Source organism: Streptomyces sp. NPDC041205, assembly GCF_055591765.1.
Window position 1 is genome coordinate 963,354 of record NZ_JBVIZH010000003.1, and the last position, 15,363, is coordinate 978,716.

14 protein-coding genes are annotated in these 15,363 nt (G+C 71.9%); 6 read left to right on the plus strand and 8 right to left on the minus strand.

Annotated elements, in window-relative coordinates:
- Positions 1-156: 156 nt before the first annotated feature.
- From ACZ6BG_RS18115 to ACZ6BG_RS18135, 5 genes are all read left to right on the plus strand, one after another.
- On the plus strand, positions 157-1,155 hold the full coding sequence (locus ACZ6BG_RS18115) for a D-alanyl-D-alanine carboxypeptidase family protein (RefSeq protein WP_469002223.1): 999 nt from the start codon (positions 157-159) through the stop codon (positions 1,153-1,155).
- Positions 1,156-1,214: 59 nt separating this feature from the next.
- Positions 1,215-2,168: an endonuclease/exonuclease/phosphatase family protein gene (locus ACZ6BG_RS18120; protein ID WP_469002987.1), complete on the plus strand. Its 954-nt coding sequence runs from the start codon at positions 1,215-1,217 to the stop codon at positions 2,166-2,168.
- Positions 2,169-2,239: 71 nt separating this feature from the next.
- Positions 2,240-2,989, plus strand: a complete 750-nt coding sequence (gene cseB / locus ACZ6BG_RS18125) for a two-component system response regulator CseB (protein WP_469002225.1) — start codon at positions 2,240-2,242, stop codon at positions 2,987-2,989.
- Position 2,990: 1 nt separating this feature from the next.
- The gene (locus tag ACZ6BG_RS18130; protein ID WP_469002227.1) at positions 2,991-4,298 is read left to right on the plus strand and encodes an ATP-binding protein; all 1,308 of its coding nucleotides are present in this window, start codon (positions 2,991-2,993) and stop codon (positions 4,296-4,298) included.
- Between the two features lie 73 nt (positions 4,299-4,371).
- The gene (locus ACZ6BG_RS18135; RefSeq protein ID WP_469002989.1) at positions 4,372-4,677 is read left to right on the plus strand and encodes a hypothetical protein; all 306 of its coding nucleotides are present in this window, start codon (positions 4,372-4,374) and stop codon (positions 4,675-4,677) included.
- Here the strand turns inward: ACZ6BG_RS18135 and ACZ6BG_RS18140 are convergent.
- From ACZ6BG_RS18140 to ACZ6BG_RS18170, 7 genes are all read right to left on the minus strand, one after another.
- Positions 4,598-6,127 carry a carotenoid oxygenase family protein gene (locus ACZ6BG_RS18140; protein WP_469002230.1) on the minus strand — a complete coding sequence of 510 codons (1,530 nt, stop codon included), beginning with the start codon at positions 6,125-6,127 and terminating at the stop codon, positions 4,598-4,600. The genes ACZ6BG_RS18135 and ACZ6BG_RS18140 overlap by 80 nt on opposite strands.
- 184 nt (positions 6,128-6,311) lie before the next feature.
- Entirely contained in the window at positions 6,312-7,835 is a 1,524-nt protein-coding gene (locus tag ACZ6BG_RS18145; protein ID WP_469002232.1) for an amino acid permease, read from the minus strand.
- 86 nt (positions 7,836-7,921) lie between these two features.
- A complete protein-coding gene (locus ACZ6BG_RS18150; RefSeq protein ID WP_469002234.1) occupies positions 7,922-8,884 on the minus strand; it encodes a hypothetical protein in 963 nt (320 codons plus the stop codon).
- Positions 8,885-9,192: 308 nt separating this feature from the next.
- Complete coding sequence (locus ACZ6BG_RS18155; RefSeq protein WP_469002236.1) at positions 9,193-10,605, minus strand: helix-turn-helix domain-containing protein; 1,413 nt, start codon at positions 10,603-10,605, stop codon at positions 9,193-9,195.
- A 128-nt stretch (positions 10,606-10,733) separates the two neighbouring features.
- Positions 10,734-11,624 (minus strand): endonuclease/exonuclease/phosphatase family protein, encoded by an 891-nt coding sequence (locus ACZ6BG_RS18160; RefSeq protein ID WP_469002239.1) that lies wholly within the window; start codon positions 11,622-11,624, stop codon positions 10,734-10,736.
- A gap of 182 nt (positions 11,625-11,806) precedes the next feature.
- Positions 11,807-12,238 carry a hypothetical protein gene (locus ACZ6BG_RS18165; RefSeq protein ID WP_469002241.1) on the minus strand — a complete coding sequence of 144 codons (432 nt, stop codon included), beginning with the start codon at positions 12,236-12,238 and terminating at the stop codon, positions 11,807-11,809.
- A 178-nt stretch (positions 12,239-12,416) separates the two neighbouring features.
- The gene (locus tag ACZ6BG_RS18170; protein ID WP_469002243.1) at positions 12,417-13,154 is read right to left on the minus strand and encodes a TetR/AcrR family transcriptional regulator; all 738 of its coding nucleotides are present in this window, start codon (positions 13,152-13,154) and stop codon (positions 12,417-12,419) included.
- 89 nt (positions 13,155-13,243) lie between these two features.
- Here ACZ6BG_RS18170 and ACZ6BG_RS18175 point away from each other — a divergent pair, with 89 nt between their 5' ends.
- Positions 13,244-14,905: an MFS transporter gene (locus ACZ6BG_RS18175; RefSeq protein WP_469002245.1), complete on the plus strand. Its 1,662-nt coding sequence runs from the start codon at positions 13,244-13,246 to the stop codon at positions 14,903-14,905.
- A 208-nt stretch (positions 14,906-15,113) separates the two neighbouring features.
- Here the strand turns inward: ACZ6BG_RS18175 and ACZ6BG_RS18180 are convergent, their stop codons facing one another.
- Entirely contained in the window at positions 15,114-15,344 is a 231-nt protein-coding gene (locus ACZ6BG_RS18180) for an acyl carrier protein (RefSeq protein WP_190118824.1), read from the minus strand.
- Positions 15,345-15,363 lie beyond the last annotated feature (19 nt).

The following is a 15,363-nucleotide window of genomic DNA, read 5'->3' on the forward strand; positions in this document are numbered from 1 at the left end:
CCTCCGGCCCGCCCGCTGATCCCCGCTGATACCTGGCTGACACATAACCGCGCGCCGGTGGATGCACGGCCCTGACCGGCTGGACGCGGTCCTCTCCAAGGCTGGAGGCGTTCGCGGGAGAGCCCGCGGACGTCGGGCGTGGAGAGGTGGTCGTCGGTGAGGGTGCGTCGGGTACGAGTGGTCGGTGCGGGCGGGGTGCTGCGGCGGGGGCCGCACCGGGGCAAGGCGCTGTGCGCGGCCGCCGCCGTGCTGGTCGTGGCCGGAGCGGGCGGCTGGCTGGTTCTTCCCGGAGGCGAGGACGGCGGGGACGGCCGGGGCCTCGGCTCCGTCGGATCCCTGGGGCTGCCGTGGCCCGACGAGGGGCAGACGAGCATCGAGGTGCGGGGCGTCGGCAGCCTCGGCAGCAGGGGCGGCCGGGAGCCGGTGCCGATCGCGAGCGTCACGAAGGTGATGACCGCGTACGTGCTCCTCAAGGAACACCCCCTGGACGCGGGGGAGAGGGGGCCACGGATCACCGTCGACGCGGCAGCCGCGCAGGAGTCGCACTCGCTCAGCGAATCCACCGTGCGACTCCGCGAGGGCCGCCGCCACACCCAGCGTGAACTCCTGGAACTCCTCCTGCTCCCGTCCGGCAACAACGTCGCCCGGCTGCTGGCCCGTTGGGACGCCGGAAGCCAGAAGGCGTTCGTCGCGAAGATGAACCGCGCCGCCGAAGAACTCGGCATGACCCGCACGACGTACACCGGAGCAAGCGGCTTCGAGTCCAGCACCAAGAGCACCGCCGACGACCAGCTGAAGCTCGCCCGGCGTGCCATGAGACAGCCGACGCTCCGCGAGGTGGTGGCCCTGCGCGACACGACGGTCCCCGGCGTGCCCGGCACCGTCACCAACACCAACCGGCTCCTGGAGAAGCCCGGCGTCATCGGCCTGAAGACCGGGTCGAGCACACCCGCGGGCGGCAACCTCATGTGGGCCGCCGAGGCGAAGTCCGGCGGCAAGCGGTACCTCGTCCTCGGAGTCGTCCTCGGACAGCGCGCCGACACCACCCCCACCGAAGGGCTCGCGGCGGCCATCGACAGGAGCGGCGCGCTGATCGACGCCGTACAGCGGAACCTTCCCCTCGCCCTGGACGCGGACAAGCCGGTGCGGTCATGACATCGCTGCACGAACGACTGCCGGAACACACGGTCGGTACGGACGGGCCCGCGCCCGCGATGGCCGGGGGCCTCGGGGAGGGCCGCACCGGCGGCGGCCCCTGGCGCCGCGGCCGACTCATCGCGGCGGCCGCCGTGCTCCTCGCACTGATCATGCTCGGCCACACCTGGGTGCCCCACCGGTTCGGCAACCCCGGCAGCCTCCTGGAGACCTTCCTGCCCTGGCTGGGCGCCGCCGTCCCCCTGCTCCTGGTGCTCGCCGCCGTGCGCCGCTCCGCGACCGCCGCCCTCGCCGTGCTGGTCCCGGCCGTCGTCTGGTGCTCGCTGTTCGGCGGCATGGTCATGGACAAGCGCTCCGGCTCCGGCGACGTCACCGTCGTCAGCCACAACGTCCACGACCGCAACCCCGACCCGGACGGCACCGCCCGCGCTCTCATGGCCTCCGGAGCGGATCTGGTCGCCCTGGAGGAACTGTCCCCGGCCACGGCACCGGAGTACGGGCGGGTACTGGACGGCCGCTACCCGTACCACGCGGTGCAGGGCACGGTCGGGCTGTGGAGCAAGTACCCCCTGCGGGACGTGGAACCGATCCCGATCATGCCGTGGACCCGCGCGCTGCGGGCCACCGCCGAGACCCCGAAGGGCCCGCTCGCCGTGTACACCGCGCACCTCGCGTCGGTGCGCGTGCACCCGGGCGGCGGCTTCGCCACGGCCACGCGCGACGAGGCCGCCGAGAAGCTCGCCGCCGTCGTACGCGCCGAGCCGCTGCCGCGCGTCGTGGTGGTCGGCGACCTCAACGGCACGACCGACGACACGGCCCTGCGCCCGCTGACCGGACAGCTGAGGTCGGCGCAGGAGCAGGCGGGCGCCGGGTTCGGGTTCACCTGGCCCGCGTCGTTCCCGGTGGCCCGGATCGACCAGATCCTCGTCAAGGGCGTCACCCCGGCCTCGTCCTGGACCCTGCCGCGCACCGGCAGCGACCACCTGCCCGTCGCGGCGGCCCTGACCCTGTGACCACGGCGAAAGCGGATACCGTCGTGATCAGCGGGCCCGGCCCCCGCACGAGACGACCCCCAGGTGACGAGATGCCACAGCCCCACAACGAACCGGCGGGACGCCCCGCCCCCCATGCGGGCGGCCCAGCCGCCCCCGTGCGCGTCCTGCTGATCGAGGACGACGACACGATCCGCAAGTCCGTGGGAATGGCCCTGGAGCGCTACGGCTACGAGGTGGCAGCGGCCCCGGACGGGCTGACGGGCCTGGAGATGTTCCGGGACGGCCGGCACGACCTGCTCCTGGTCGACGTCATGCTGCCCCACCTCGACGGCATCGGTCTCTCCTGCCGGGTCCGCGAGACGAGCCAGGCCCCCATCCTGATGATGTCCGCGCGCGGCGACGCACTGGACGTCGTCGCGGGCCTGGAGGCGGGCGCCGACGACTACATCGTCAAGCCCGTCGACACCACGGTCCTGGTCGCCCGCATCCGCACCCTGCTGCGCCGCGCCACCTTCACCGCGCCCGCCACGGCCGACGCCCCGGCGCCCGACGGCAGCCTGCTCACCTTCCGGAACCTCACCGTCGACACCCGTGGCCTCGAAGTCCGCACGGACGGCCGCCTCCTGGCGCTCACCCCCACCGAACTGCGCCTGCTCCTGGAGTTCGTGGCCGCTCCCGGCATCGTCCTGGAGCGGCAGACCCTGCTGCGCAAGGTGTGGGACTACGGCTGGGAGGGCGACAGCCGGGTCGTCGACCTGACCGTGCAGCGGCTGCGCAAGAAGATCGGCGCCGATCACATCGAGACGGTGCGCGGTTTCGGCTACAAGTTCCGGCGCTGACATGCGACGGACTCCCGATGACGAGGACCGCACCTCCGTCCCCCAGTTCCTCCTCCGCCTCGTCGACCCCCGCTCCCTCCGCTGGAAGATCGCCGCGGGAGTGGCCGCCGCGGCCTGCGCGATGGCCGTGGGCATCGGCGTCCTGGTGCACCAGACCACCGAGTCGCGTTCCCTGAGCATCGGCCGTGGCACCGCGCTGCGTGAACTGGAAGTGGCCGAATCCGAGTTCCGCGACGGCAGGTCCGTGAGCCGGAACCCCTCGGGGACGCCCGGCTACGACATCGGCGACGAGGTGCCGGACGAACTGCGACGTCGGCTCGCCTCCGAACCCGGCCCGCTCACCTGGTACGACACCAGGAAGCCGCTGCAGGGCCCGTCCATGTGGGCGGCGAGCCGCGTCGACGGGACCGACCTGGCCGTCCAGATGGACATGGGGGCCGAGCTGCGCAGCCTGCAGGCGCTCGACCGGCACATCCGGTACGCGGCCATCGCCACCCTCGCTGTCGTCGTGCCCCTGACGCTGCTCGCCGCCGAACTGGTGCTGCGGCGCCTGCGCCGGGTCGCGGGCACCGTCCGGCGCATCAGGAACGGCGCCCTGGATGCGCGGACCGCGAGCCGCGGCCACGACGAGATCAGTGAGATCTCCTCGGCCGTCGACCACATGGCGGACGCCCTCCAGGAACGCCTGCGGGACGAACAGCGTTTCACCGCCGACGTCGCCCACGAACTGCGCACCCCGCTCGCGGGCCTCGTCACCTCCGCGTCGCTCCTGCCGGAGAGCGAGGCCACCGAGCTCGTCCAGGACCGGGTGCGGGTGCTGCGGGCGCTGGTGGACGACCTGTTGGAGATCTCCCGCCTCGACGCGGGCGCCGAGCGGGCCGACGCGCAGCCGGTGCCGCTCGGCGACCTGGTCACCGAGTCCGTGCGCCGCACCGGCCTCGACACCCGGGTCACCGTCGTCGGGGACCCGGTCGTGGAGACCGACCCGCGCCGCGTCGACCGCATCGTCACCAACCTGGTCCTCAACGCCCACCGGCACGGCGGCCCGCCGGTGGAGGTCACCGTCGACGGCACCACCGACGCCACCACCGTCGTCGTACGCGACCACGGCCCCGGCTTCCCCGCCGACCTCCTCGCCCGCGGCCCCCAGCGCTTCCGCACCGGCGCCGCCGAACGCGGTCACGGCCACGGCCTGGGCCTCACCATCGCCCTGGGCCAGGCCCACGTCATCGGCGCCCGCGTCACGCTCTCGAACGCCGAGCCGCACGGCGCCGTCGCCACCCTGAGCCTTCCGCTCCGGCCCACCTGATCCGCGAGCGGGCCCGGCGTTGTTTGAGATCCCGCTGACCTCCCTTGCCGACGACGCCGAGCGCACCCGCGAGATGGTCAAGCAGCTCGCAGGGCCGGTCCCCCTCGTCGGCCACTCCTACGGGGGCGCCGTCATCACCGAGGCGGGCGACCTGCCCCAGGCCAGCGGTCTCGTCTACGTCGTCGCATTCTCGCCCGACGCGGGGGAGAGCCCCCGCACAGATCACCCAGGAACTGCCGCCCGAGGCGAAAGCACCGCTGGGCTCCACGTTCGGCGACAACGTGACCGCCCCGGCGGTGCTAGGCCGCCACCCAGCTCCCGTGGAAGCCGAGCGGCACCCGGCCCGGGAGCTGGACGCGGGCCAGTGGGCGGCCCGTGAAGTCCTGCGCCGAGAGGATCACCAGGTCGGTCGCGCCCCGGTCGGGATCGTTGACGTACGACACGATGTAGCCGTCGTCCTCGTCCCGCGCGCCGCGCCGGGGCACGAACACGGGCTCGCTCGCCGCCGCGCCCTTCGGGAAGCGGTGTACCTGCCGCGTGCCGCGCAGCATGTCGTGCTTCACCAGGCAGTTGGTGAACTTGGTGTCCGGCGGCACCCCGTCGACCGTCTCGTACGCCGTCCACATGGCGGCCGCGCTCGCCGTGTACCCGTAGCGGTGCCGGCGCGCGATCAGGGACTCGTTGACGCGGGGGAACTCCTGCGGGCGGTCGTCGGTGCGGGAACTGCGGACCCGGCCCGCGCGCAGGTCGATCGTCCAGCGGTCGAGGGCCGGGGAACCGGTCGCCGATGGCCCGCCGTTGCCGCGTCCGGCGGCGTAGAACGGGGCGGGCATGGAGGTGAAGTCGACGATCACCGAGCCGCCCTGGTCGTAGGCGTTGAGCGTGTGCGAGTAGTAGACCGGGTCGACCTCGAACCAGCGGGTGCTGCCGCCGGCGCGCGGCAGCACGCCCACCCGCATCGGGCGCTCGTCGTCCCAGATGTACGGCACCAGCGCGCCCGCCTCAGCGGCCGCCGCGTCGAACGTGATCGGCACGTCCACGATCACCACGTACTTCTCGGTGAGCGCGAAGTCGTGCATCATCGGCGCGTCCGCCACCGGGACCTTGGTGGTCCGCGCGACGCGGCCGGTCCGGTCGATCACGATGTGCCGCACGTGGTCCCAGGTCGGGTAGTACGCCACCGCGTGCAACTCGTCGGCGACCGCGTCGTACTTGGTGTGCGCGGTGAACGCGCCCTCGAGCGTGGACCGGAAGTCGTACGGGCGCAGGGTGTTCAGGTCGCCGTCCAGCTCGTACGGCAGCGGCCCACCCTCCTGGAGCGCGAGGACACGCCCCTTGTACGGGATCACATGTGTGTTGCACGCGAAGTCGTCCGGCGGCACCTCACCCGGGTAGGTCTCGCCCAGTTTCTTCGCCACCCCCGAGGAGCGCACCCACCGGTTGCGGTACCACTCCGCGCGCCCGTCGCGCAGCCGCACCCCGTGCACCATGCCGTCGCCCAGCATCCAGTGGTGCGCCCGCGGGTCCTCGACGCCCAGCGCGTTCGGGCCGGTGCGCAGGAACCGTCCGTCCAGGTCGCGCGGCACCCGCCCGACGACCTTCAGGTCGAACGCGGTCAGTTCGTCGGTGACGGGGGCGAACGCGCCCTCCAGGAACGGGTTCGCCCCCGCTGCCATGCCCGTTCCCGCGGGGGCCGGGCCCGGCGTCGCGGCCCGTGCCGTCGGGGCGTACCCGCCGAGCCCCAGGCCCCCCGCCACGCCGGCCGCCGCCGCGAACGTCGCACCCTGGAGAATCCTTCGCCGCGTGTGGCCGGGCGTCTGACTGGTCATCGTGCAACCCCGTTCGTGTCCGGACCCCGGCGCTGGCGCCGGGGTCGTCGCTGGTGACACGGAGAATCCTGCTCCGGTGCGGGGCGCGGGTCAGGAGGCCTGGGGCCCGAGTCGGGGTGGCGTCAGCACCACCCCCGGCACCGGGTTCGACGCCCACCGCCGCTGGGTGGCACGGCCGCGCGCGTCATCGCTTCGCGTCGTGGTGTTCGGGGACGGACGTGCCGGAGACGTCGCGGGGGCGGTCGGGGTTGAGGAACCACTTGCGGGCGGAGGCGAGCCACCAGGTGCCGCAGAAGGCGACGACCACGCCGACGGCGACGGGGGCGTAGTTGAAGGTGTCCCGGGTGATGGGTGAGCTCTGCGGGAGCATGAACAGGACGGTGATGACGGCGACCCAGGCGATGGCGATGGTGCCGACGATGGTGGACCAGGAGCCGAGGTGCCAGGGGCCGCGTTCGAAGCGGTCGCCCTGGCGCAGGCGGAGGTAGGTGGGGATGACGTAGGCGATGTAGAGGCCGATGGTGGCGATGGAGGTGACGGCGGCGTAGGCGGTGTTGTTCCACAGGTAGGGCAGGCCGAGGGCGAAGGCGCCTCCGGTGGCGAGCCAGACCGCGTTGGTGGGGGTGCGGGTGGTGGGGTTGAGTTTGTGCCAGGTGCGGGAGAAGGGCAGTGCGCCGTCGCGTGAGAAGGCGTAGATCATGCGGGAGTTGGCGGTCACGGAGGCCATGCCGCAGAAGAGCTGGGCGACGATGATGACGAGCAGCATCCACTTGCTGGCGGTGGTGCCGAGCGCGTCCATGAGGATCTGGGCCGGGGGCACGCCGGTGTCGGAGTCGAGGGCGCCGGAGTACGACTGGATGGCGAAGGTGAAGCCGAAGAGGAGCACGAACCCGGCCACGAGGGAAACGAGGATCGAGCGGACGATGCCCTTGGGTCCCGCGGTGGCGGCGTCGATGGTCTCCTCGGTCATGTGCGCGGAGGCGTCGTAGCCGGTGAAGGTGTACTGGGCCATCAGCAGACCGATGGCCACGACGTAGATGCTGGACGAGAAGCCGGTGTTGTTGACGAACTCGCCCAGGGCGAAGCTGATCGACTGGTGGTCGTCGGGGACGATCGCCAGGGCGCCGCAGATCACGACGACACCGAGGACGTGCCACCAGATCGACACCTCGTTGAGGAAGGCGACGATGCGCACGCCGAAGGTGTTCAGGGCCCCGTGCAGGGCGAGGATGATCCCGAACAGGATGATCGTGTGCTCGGGCGTGGCCTCGAAGCCGAACTGCAGGTCGAGGAGCGCGTTGAGGAACGTCGCCGCGCCGAAGTCGATGCCCGCGGTCACGGCGATCTGGCCGAGGGTGTTGAACCAGCCGGTGAACCACGCCCAGGCCGCCCGCGAGCGCTCCGGGGCCATCCGGTGGGCCCAGAAGTACAGCCCCGCGCTGGTCGGGTACGAGGAGCACACCTCCGCCATGGCGAGGCCCACGAAGAGTGTCATGACGCCGACGAACAGCCAGCCCCACATGATGACGGCCGGGCCGCCGGTGTTCATGCCGTAGCCGTACAGGGTCATGCAGCCCGACAGGATGGAGATGATCGTGAAGCTGACGCCGAAGTTGGCGCGGCCCGACATGGAGCGGGACAGGGTCTGCTGGTAGCCGAGCTGCTTCAGGCGCTCCTCGTCGGAGACGCGGGATACATCAAGAGGCACGGTTCGTCTGTCCTTGGTCTGTGAAAGGGGAGGGGGGAATCGGGGAGGCGGACATCAGGGGTAGAGGGTGGGGGGAGCGGGTGGGGCTAGCGGCGGCGGATGCGCGGTGGGTCGTAGGCCCAGGCGCGGTGGCGCCGGAACAACTCGGTGGCGGGGCCGCAGTAGGACCATGGCACGGTCGTGGCGTACGGGCCGATCGCGTCGAAGACCTCGGACGCCTCGCTGTGGCGGTTCGCGAACGACAGGGCGTGGGCGAGGTAGTTGGCGTCGTCGGCGAAGCAGGCGTGCGGGCGGGGCGGGCGATAGCGCCACCAGCGGTCCAGGACCAGGTCGGTCGTCGGGCACTCCACCCAGGGGTGGATCGTCAGTCCGTATCCGTCCTGGTCCCGCTCCTGCCGCGACCGGTGCGCCTCGGCGAGGACCACCAGGGGCAGGACCGCGAGGGGCAGCCCCGGCGGGGCGACGGCGGCCTGCTCCTCGGCCCACCACATGGCCTCGCCCTGCTCGCCGTGGTTGCGGGCGAAGAGGTACGTCACCACCTCGTGGTGGGCCTCGCGGTTCCAGGGGTCGCGCTGCTTGATCTCGTCCCACACCTGCCGCAGCGTGTAGCGGTCGGGGGCGTGGGTGCGCAGCAGCGCGAGCATGACGAGTAGCGGCGCCACGTCCTCGGGCCAGACGCGCTGCACGGCGGCGCAGGTGTGCCAGGCGTCCTCCATCAGCGTCCGGCCCTCGTCGCGTCCGGCGATCATCGCGCGCAGGGCCTGCACGTTGGCGAGCAGGGCCAGAGCGTGCGGGGAGCGCGGCTCGGCCTCGGCCCAGGTGTCGGCGAACCGCAGCCGCGCGCCCGCCTCGGCGAGGACCTGGAGCTGGAAGACCCTGCGGTCCCAGTTCGCGCCGGTGGCCGTGAGCAGGTCGCGTGGGCCTTCCCAGCGGCCCATCGAGGCGTCTTCGAGCACCTGACGCAGGGCCGTGTCGTCGCGCGCCGGATGCGTGTCGAGTGCCTGTCTGGCGGCGTTCCTTCTCGCTCCCAGGCGACGCCCGGGCGTCATGCGTGCCGTGTGTGGCGGTCGTTGGCGTTCATAGGCAGGTTCTTCGCACCCCAAGCTCGGTCAGGAAGCTCTGTCGTGGTGATGCCGTGCCGTGCGGTGCCCGGGCGCGGTGGTGCTCCGACGTGTGGTGCTGAGTCGGGCTCGGCGGTACGCCGCGCAGGTCACGCGCGGTAGGCCCGGAGCTGCCCGGAACGACGCGGTCCCACTGTGGTCAGCGGGTCCGGCGCCCGACAGTGTTTCTCCGTTGCGCAACAGGGGGCGGCGATGGAAGGGGCCGGGGCTGGGCACCCTTCATGGGCCGGGCACGCTCATGCGCGCCCCGCACCGGCCTCGTGGGGGTCGACCCGCGCACTGCCCGGCTCGTGTGGCGGCGCCCAGTCCCGCGCCGTGCGCGCGTACCAGCCGATGAGCCGCAGCACGGCCTCCTGGCAGGCGGTCACCGGCTCCTCCTCGGCGGCGCGCTCGGCGGCGTAGTCGCGCAGCAGGTCGTGGCGGCGGTAGCGGTCGGGGCCGGTCTCCTCCAGGAGGTGCACGGCGACAAGGACCTCCAGGAGGCGCCGGGTGTGCCCGAGGGGCCGGTCGACGAGGGCGGCCGCGGCGGCGGCGCTGATCGTTGCTCCGGGGAACAGGCCGAGGAAACGGAACGTCCGGGCGGCCTCGACGTCCAGGGCCCGGTACGAGCAGGACAGGGCGGCGCGCACCGCGAGGTGCGGGTCGTCGATGTCGGTCAGGACGTTCAACCGGTGCCGCCGGTCGGCGAGTTCGGCGACGGCGTCGGCGATGGAGCGGTGCGGGAACGTGGCGAGGCGCTCGGCGGCGATGCGCAGGGCCAGCGGCAGGTGCGCGCAGCGCCGCGCTAGGACCGCCGTCGCCGTCGGTTCCGCCTCGACCCGCTCCGGACCGGCGACGGCGCTCAGCAGGTCGGCGGACTCCGCCTGGTCCATCGGCCGCACCGAGAGCCGGTGCGCGCCCGCCTTGACCGCGAGCCCGGTCAGCCGGCGTCTGCTGGTGACGAGGGCGACGCAGCCGCGCGCGCCGACGAGCAGCGGTTCGACGTGCCGGGAGCCGGCGGCGTTGTCCAGGACCACGAGGATGGGGCGCCGCACCGCGACGCTGCGGAAGACCGCGGCACGCTCGGCCTCGTCCGCCGGGATGGCGGTGGCGGGAAGGCCGAAGGCGGTCAGGAACTGTTCGAGTACGTCGGCCGCGTCGAGCGGCCGTGCTTCGGGGGAGTTGCCCTGAAGGTCGGTGAACAGCACGCCCCCGGGAAACCGGTCGGCGATCTCGTACGCCCACCGGAGCGCCACCGTGCTCTTGCCCACGCCCGCCGGTCCGTCGAGGGCGATCGTCAGCACGCTCTCCCTCCGATTTGCATCCGCGAGGAGGGCGTCCAGCTCCCGGAGGAGAGCCTGACGGCCCACGAAGGCGGACGCTCCTGGTGGCAGCTGCGCGGGCCTGAGCAGTTCGGCGGTGCCGCCCCTCTCGGCCCGGGCGAGCGCGATCAGCTCGCCGTCGAGCGCGAGCAGTTGGTCGCAGGCGCGGGCCAACTCGTCGGTGGGGATGGCCCGCCCGTTCTCCACGCGGCTGATCCAGCCGGGGCTGTAGTGCAGGAGCCGAGCCATCTGCCGCAGCGACATACCCCGACTTTCCCGCCGTTGTCGCAGCACCGCCCCTAACCGGGGCTGCCCTCCCCGCCCAGTGATGATGCCGTCCCCCCGCATGCGTCCTCCCAGACTCGCCTCGGGTCGGTCAGATCATGTGCACAGGCGAACGATACGGAGTCTCGCGTCGACTGGGGAGTTGGCGGAGGGCGGCAATGCGAGAACCCGCTCCGTGTCTACTTCCGCGTCTACTTGAGATCCACGTCGGCGTGCACCGGGTGGTGGTCCGAGTACGCACTGGGATGCACGCCCTGTTCGAGCGGGGCGATGTTGCGCAGGAAGACGTAGTCGAACTTGAGCTGCCAGTCGGTGGTCGGCTCGCACGTACCGGACCCGGTGGGCGAGGGACGGCACTGCGGGTCCGCGTCGGTGGCCACCGACCACATCCGGGCGAGCTCGGCCGCCTCCGGCACGGCGTTGAAGTCGCCGAGGACGATCGCGCGGTCGTGCCGGGCGACGGCTGGGGCGAGCACGTCGACCTGGTCCGCCCGGAACTCCTCCTGGCGTCGCTGGGCGAGGTGGGTGTTGAAGACCCGGACGGACCGGCCGCCCACCGTCGTGGTGACGGCCATGTACCCGCGGTCCTCGGACCCGCCGTCGGGGTACTCCACGTTCACGTGGTCCTTCATCGGCGCCGCCGAGAGGATCGCCTGGCCGAAGCCCCCGGGACTCCACGGCCAGCCGCCGCACCGGCTCCGGTTCCGCAGCACCGACCCGTACTCGACGTGGTACACCAGCCCGTGCAGGTGCTCCAGATAGTCCCGGATCCTCTCGACGTCCCGCACACACGCTTCCTGCATCCCGATGACCTGGGGCGCGTACGTGGCGATCTCCGCCGCCCGGCCGACGTTGTTCTCGTCGCCGCAGGGGTTGCAGATGTTCCACGTCATGACCCGGTTCGGTACGACGTCCTTGACCGGCTCGACCGGCGGTGTCCTGGCGAAGTGGGCACCGCTCGGGGTGCTGGGGCCGATGAGCACCAGACAGGCCAGCGTCATGGCGCCCGCGAGCAACCGCGTGACCCTTCCGAGCACCGTCGCCTCCTCAGCGTGGACACACGTCGCATCCGACGTCCGCACGCATGAGGTTATGGGACGGGGGGATCAGCGACGCACGCGGTGTCCCCGGCTCGCCGACGCAGGCCCCGAGGCCGTGGCCTGCGTCGGACAGCACGCAGCCCCGGGCGTGGGGCCGCTCCGGGGCTGTGCGTGGGGACTGGCTGTCCGTCAGGTGGTGGGTCCGGCGGTGGGCGGGTGCGGTGTTACTGGCCGGAGGCCCAGCGCTCGTGGGCTGACGGTTCGCGGCCGAGGAGGGCCATCGATCTGGTCTGTGCCGTCGAGCGCGGCACGCCCATCGCCTTGGCCAGGCCGCCGTAGGAACCGCCGAGTTCGCGGTAGCGACGGACTGCGGCGTCCCTGACGCCCTCGAGGGCCGGGATGAGCCGCTGGTCCAGGGCGCGGACGAGGGAGTGCAGACGGTTCAGGTCGTCCTCGGGGACGCGGTCGCGGCCGTCCCGCTCCAGGGTGCGCAGCAGCAGCAACGCCCACTCCAGGGTGCGGGTGAACTCCCCGACCTGGTCGGCGCCGCCGGGCGGCTCGGGGGCCTCGTGCGGGCAGGCCATGATGATGTCGGGGATGCGCTGTTCGTCCTCGTACGGCTCTCGAAGCTGGGCACGCACGACCACATCACTCATGGGACTTCCCCTTTGGGGTTCCGTATACGGCGCGTGTCGCTGACTGCCGGCACCCTGGGTAAGGGTCAGCAGCTACTGACATCCCGGGAGCGTGTCAGACGTACCGGGCAATGAGGCGGCGATTTACGGTTCCTTAACGCCACCTGGACGGGGCGGTCGGACGGCGTGTTCGTGCGGGTCATGAGTTCATCGACCGCATTTGGTCCATTCCCGACACCATGCACTCCAGGCCGTCACGGAAGCGCTGGCCCGTGCTGCTGGAGGCACTGCGCTTGACGTAGTCGGCGAGGGATTCCGGATGGTCCTGCGTGGCCGTGCTGAGGTACGGCCCGAGGCGGCTCGCCCACTCCTCCTCGCTCTCGGCGCTCTGCCGGGCCATGGCCTGCCAGGACGCCTCGGAGAGGGCCGCGCCCACGGTGTAGTAGTAGATCGCGGAGAGCGCCGAGTCCAGCTGGCGGGGCGAGAAACGGGCCTGCTCCAGGATCTCGATGATGGCGCTGGTGTGGGCCAGGGCCCGGGGTCCCACCGGGGGATGACCGCCCATCAGCTCGATCATCCAGGAGTGCTCGAGGAGCACGTCGAACAGGTCCGTCGCGCAGGTCTGGATGTCGGCGCGCCAGTTCCCCGAGCCGGACGGCGTGGGCGGGTCGGGAAAGACGGCGTCGATGGCCAGTTCCAGCAGGTCGTCCTTGGTCGGCACATGCCAGTAGAGCGACATCGGGGCCGAGTTCAGTGAGTCGGCGAGCTGCCGCATGCGGAGGTTGCGCACGCCCCCTTCGTCCAGGAGTCGCACCGCCGCCCGCACGATCTGCTCCCGGCTCAGCGGCTGTTTGGCCGGCCGCTGTTTCAGCTCGCGCAGCCAGATCGAGCCAGGTGGGCCGTTCGGTGTCGTGTCTCGTCCAGAAGTTTCAGTCACGTCTCTATGCTAACGCAGACTCGTACGCCGTACGATAGACGGTATGCCGTACGGGAACACAGTTGACGGAATCCCGAAGGAGGCCGGCCATGGATGGCGTGGTGGACGACAGGCGAGGCGGGGGCAAGGGAGGGGGCGGCGAAGTCCCCGGGGCGAAGAACCGGTGGGCGGTGCTCGGGGTCCTCTCGCTGAGCCTGCTGGTCGTCGCCCTTGACCTGACCGTGCTGAACGTGGCTCTGCCCACGCTCAGCACCGAACTCAAGCCGTCGTCGGTGCAGTTGCTGTGGATCGTCGACGTCTACTCGCTGATCGTGGCCGGGCTGCTGATCAGCTGCGGCACCCTCGGCGACCGCCTCGGCCGCAAGCGGTTCCTGTGCCTGGGCTTCGTCGTCTTCGGCGCCGCCTCGGCCACCGCGGCCTGGGCGAACGGGCCCGAGATGCTGATCGCGGCCCGCGCGATGCTCGGCATCGGCGCCGCGATCATCATGCCGTCGACGCTGTCGATCATTCGCAATGTCTTCACAGATCGCAAAGAGCGCACGGTGGCGCTCGCCGTGTGGGCCACCATGTCCGCGGCCGGCGCCGCGGTCGGACCCGTGGTCGGCGGGGTCATGATCGAGCACTTCTGGTGGGGCTCGGTCTTCCTGATCAATGTCCCGATCATGGTCTTCGCGCTGTTCGCCGCGGTGACCCTGGTGCCGGAGTCCCGGCACCCCAACCCGCCGCGCTGGGACACCGCCGGCGCGGTGCTCTCCGTCACCGGCCTGATCTCCCTGGTGTACGCCATCCAGCACGGCGGCGCGGAGGGCCTGGAGGCTCAGACGATCATCACGGGCGTCCTGGGCCTCGCGCTGCTCACCGCCCTGGTGCTGCGGGTCCTTCGGGTGCCCGACCCGCTCTTCGACCCGGCGCTGTTCCGCAACCGCGCGTTCTCCGTGGCGGTCGTGAGCGTGGTCCTCGCCATGTTCGGCATGGGCGGGCTGATGCTTCTGCTCACGCAGCACTGGCAGTTCATCGGCGGCGCCTCGCCGATGGAGTCGGGCCTGCGGCTGCTGCCGCTGTTGCTCGCCACCATGATCGGGGCCCCGATCATGTCGATCATCGTGCCGAGGTACGGCACGCGGTACGCGATGACGATCGGGATGGGGCTGATCGGCGGGGCGTTCTTCGTCCTGATGAACGTCGAGCCCGACACCGAGTACTGGGTTTTCGCCATCGCCCTCGCGGGCATCGGCGCCGGGGCGGGCTGCGCCATGACGGCCGCGTCGGACGCCATCATGTCGACGGCCGAGGCGGACACCGCGGGCGGCGCCGCGGGTATCGAGGAGACCTCCTACGAACTCGGCAACGGGCTCAGCGTGGCGATCATGGGCAGCGTGGCGTCCGCCTTGTTCCGCAGGGAGATGGACACCTCCGTCCCGGGCGTGGACGAGAAGTCCATGGACGCGGCGCGGGAGGGCATCGCCGACGCCGTCGGGGTCGCCGGAGCGCTGCCGGGCTCCGCGGGGGACGAGTTGAAGCGGCAGGCCGACGACGCGTTCGCGGACGCGTTCGGGTTCACGTCGCTGTGCACCGGCATCCTTCTGGTCCTGGTGGCGATCGCCGTGTTCCTGTTCATCCCGCGGTCGGCGGGGCGGCTCACCCCGGCGGCCGAGGGTGCCGACGGCGGCCCTGAGGGAAGCGTGGACCTGGTGAAGCAGGCACCGGGGGAGTCCGTGGAGAACAGGACCGAGTCCGTGGACCGGTCCTGACCGCAGGCGCTCCGCGCGTCGCAACCGTACGCCGCCCGCGCGTGGCACCCGCCCGTGGACCGGGCGGGTGCCACGCGCGGGACGTGCGCGGGGACGGTGCGCGGAGCGCACGTCGAGACAGCCGGGGCCCGTCACGGGCCCCGGCTGTCCGGCGCTGGTGTTCACGCCCGTGCGCGCGGCTCTCTCCACGGGCCGGCGCGCGACCGCGTCAGGACGCGCGCTTGCGGCGCTCGACGAGTTCGAGGATCTTGTCGAGCCGCTCCAGCTCCACCACCTCGTCGTCCGTGATCTCCACGCCGAGGCCCTTCTCCAGGGCGAGGGCGAACTCGACCGAGGCCAGCGAGTCCAGGCCCAGGTCCTCCAGCGTGGACTCAGGGGCGATCTGATCCTCGGAGATGTCGAATTCCTTGGTGAGCAGGGACTTGACCGTTTCGTACACCGTTTCCTCCCGGGAGCGC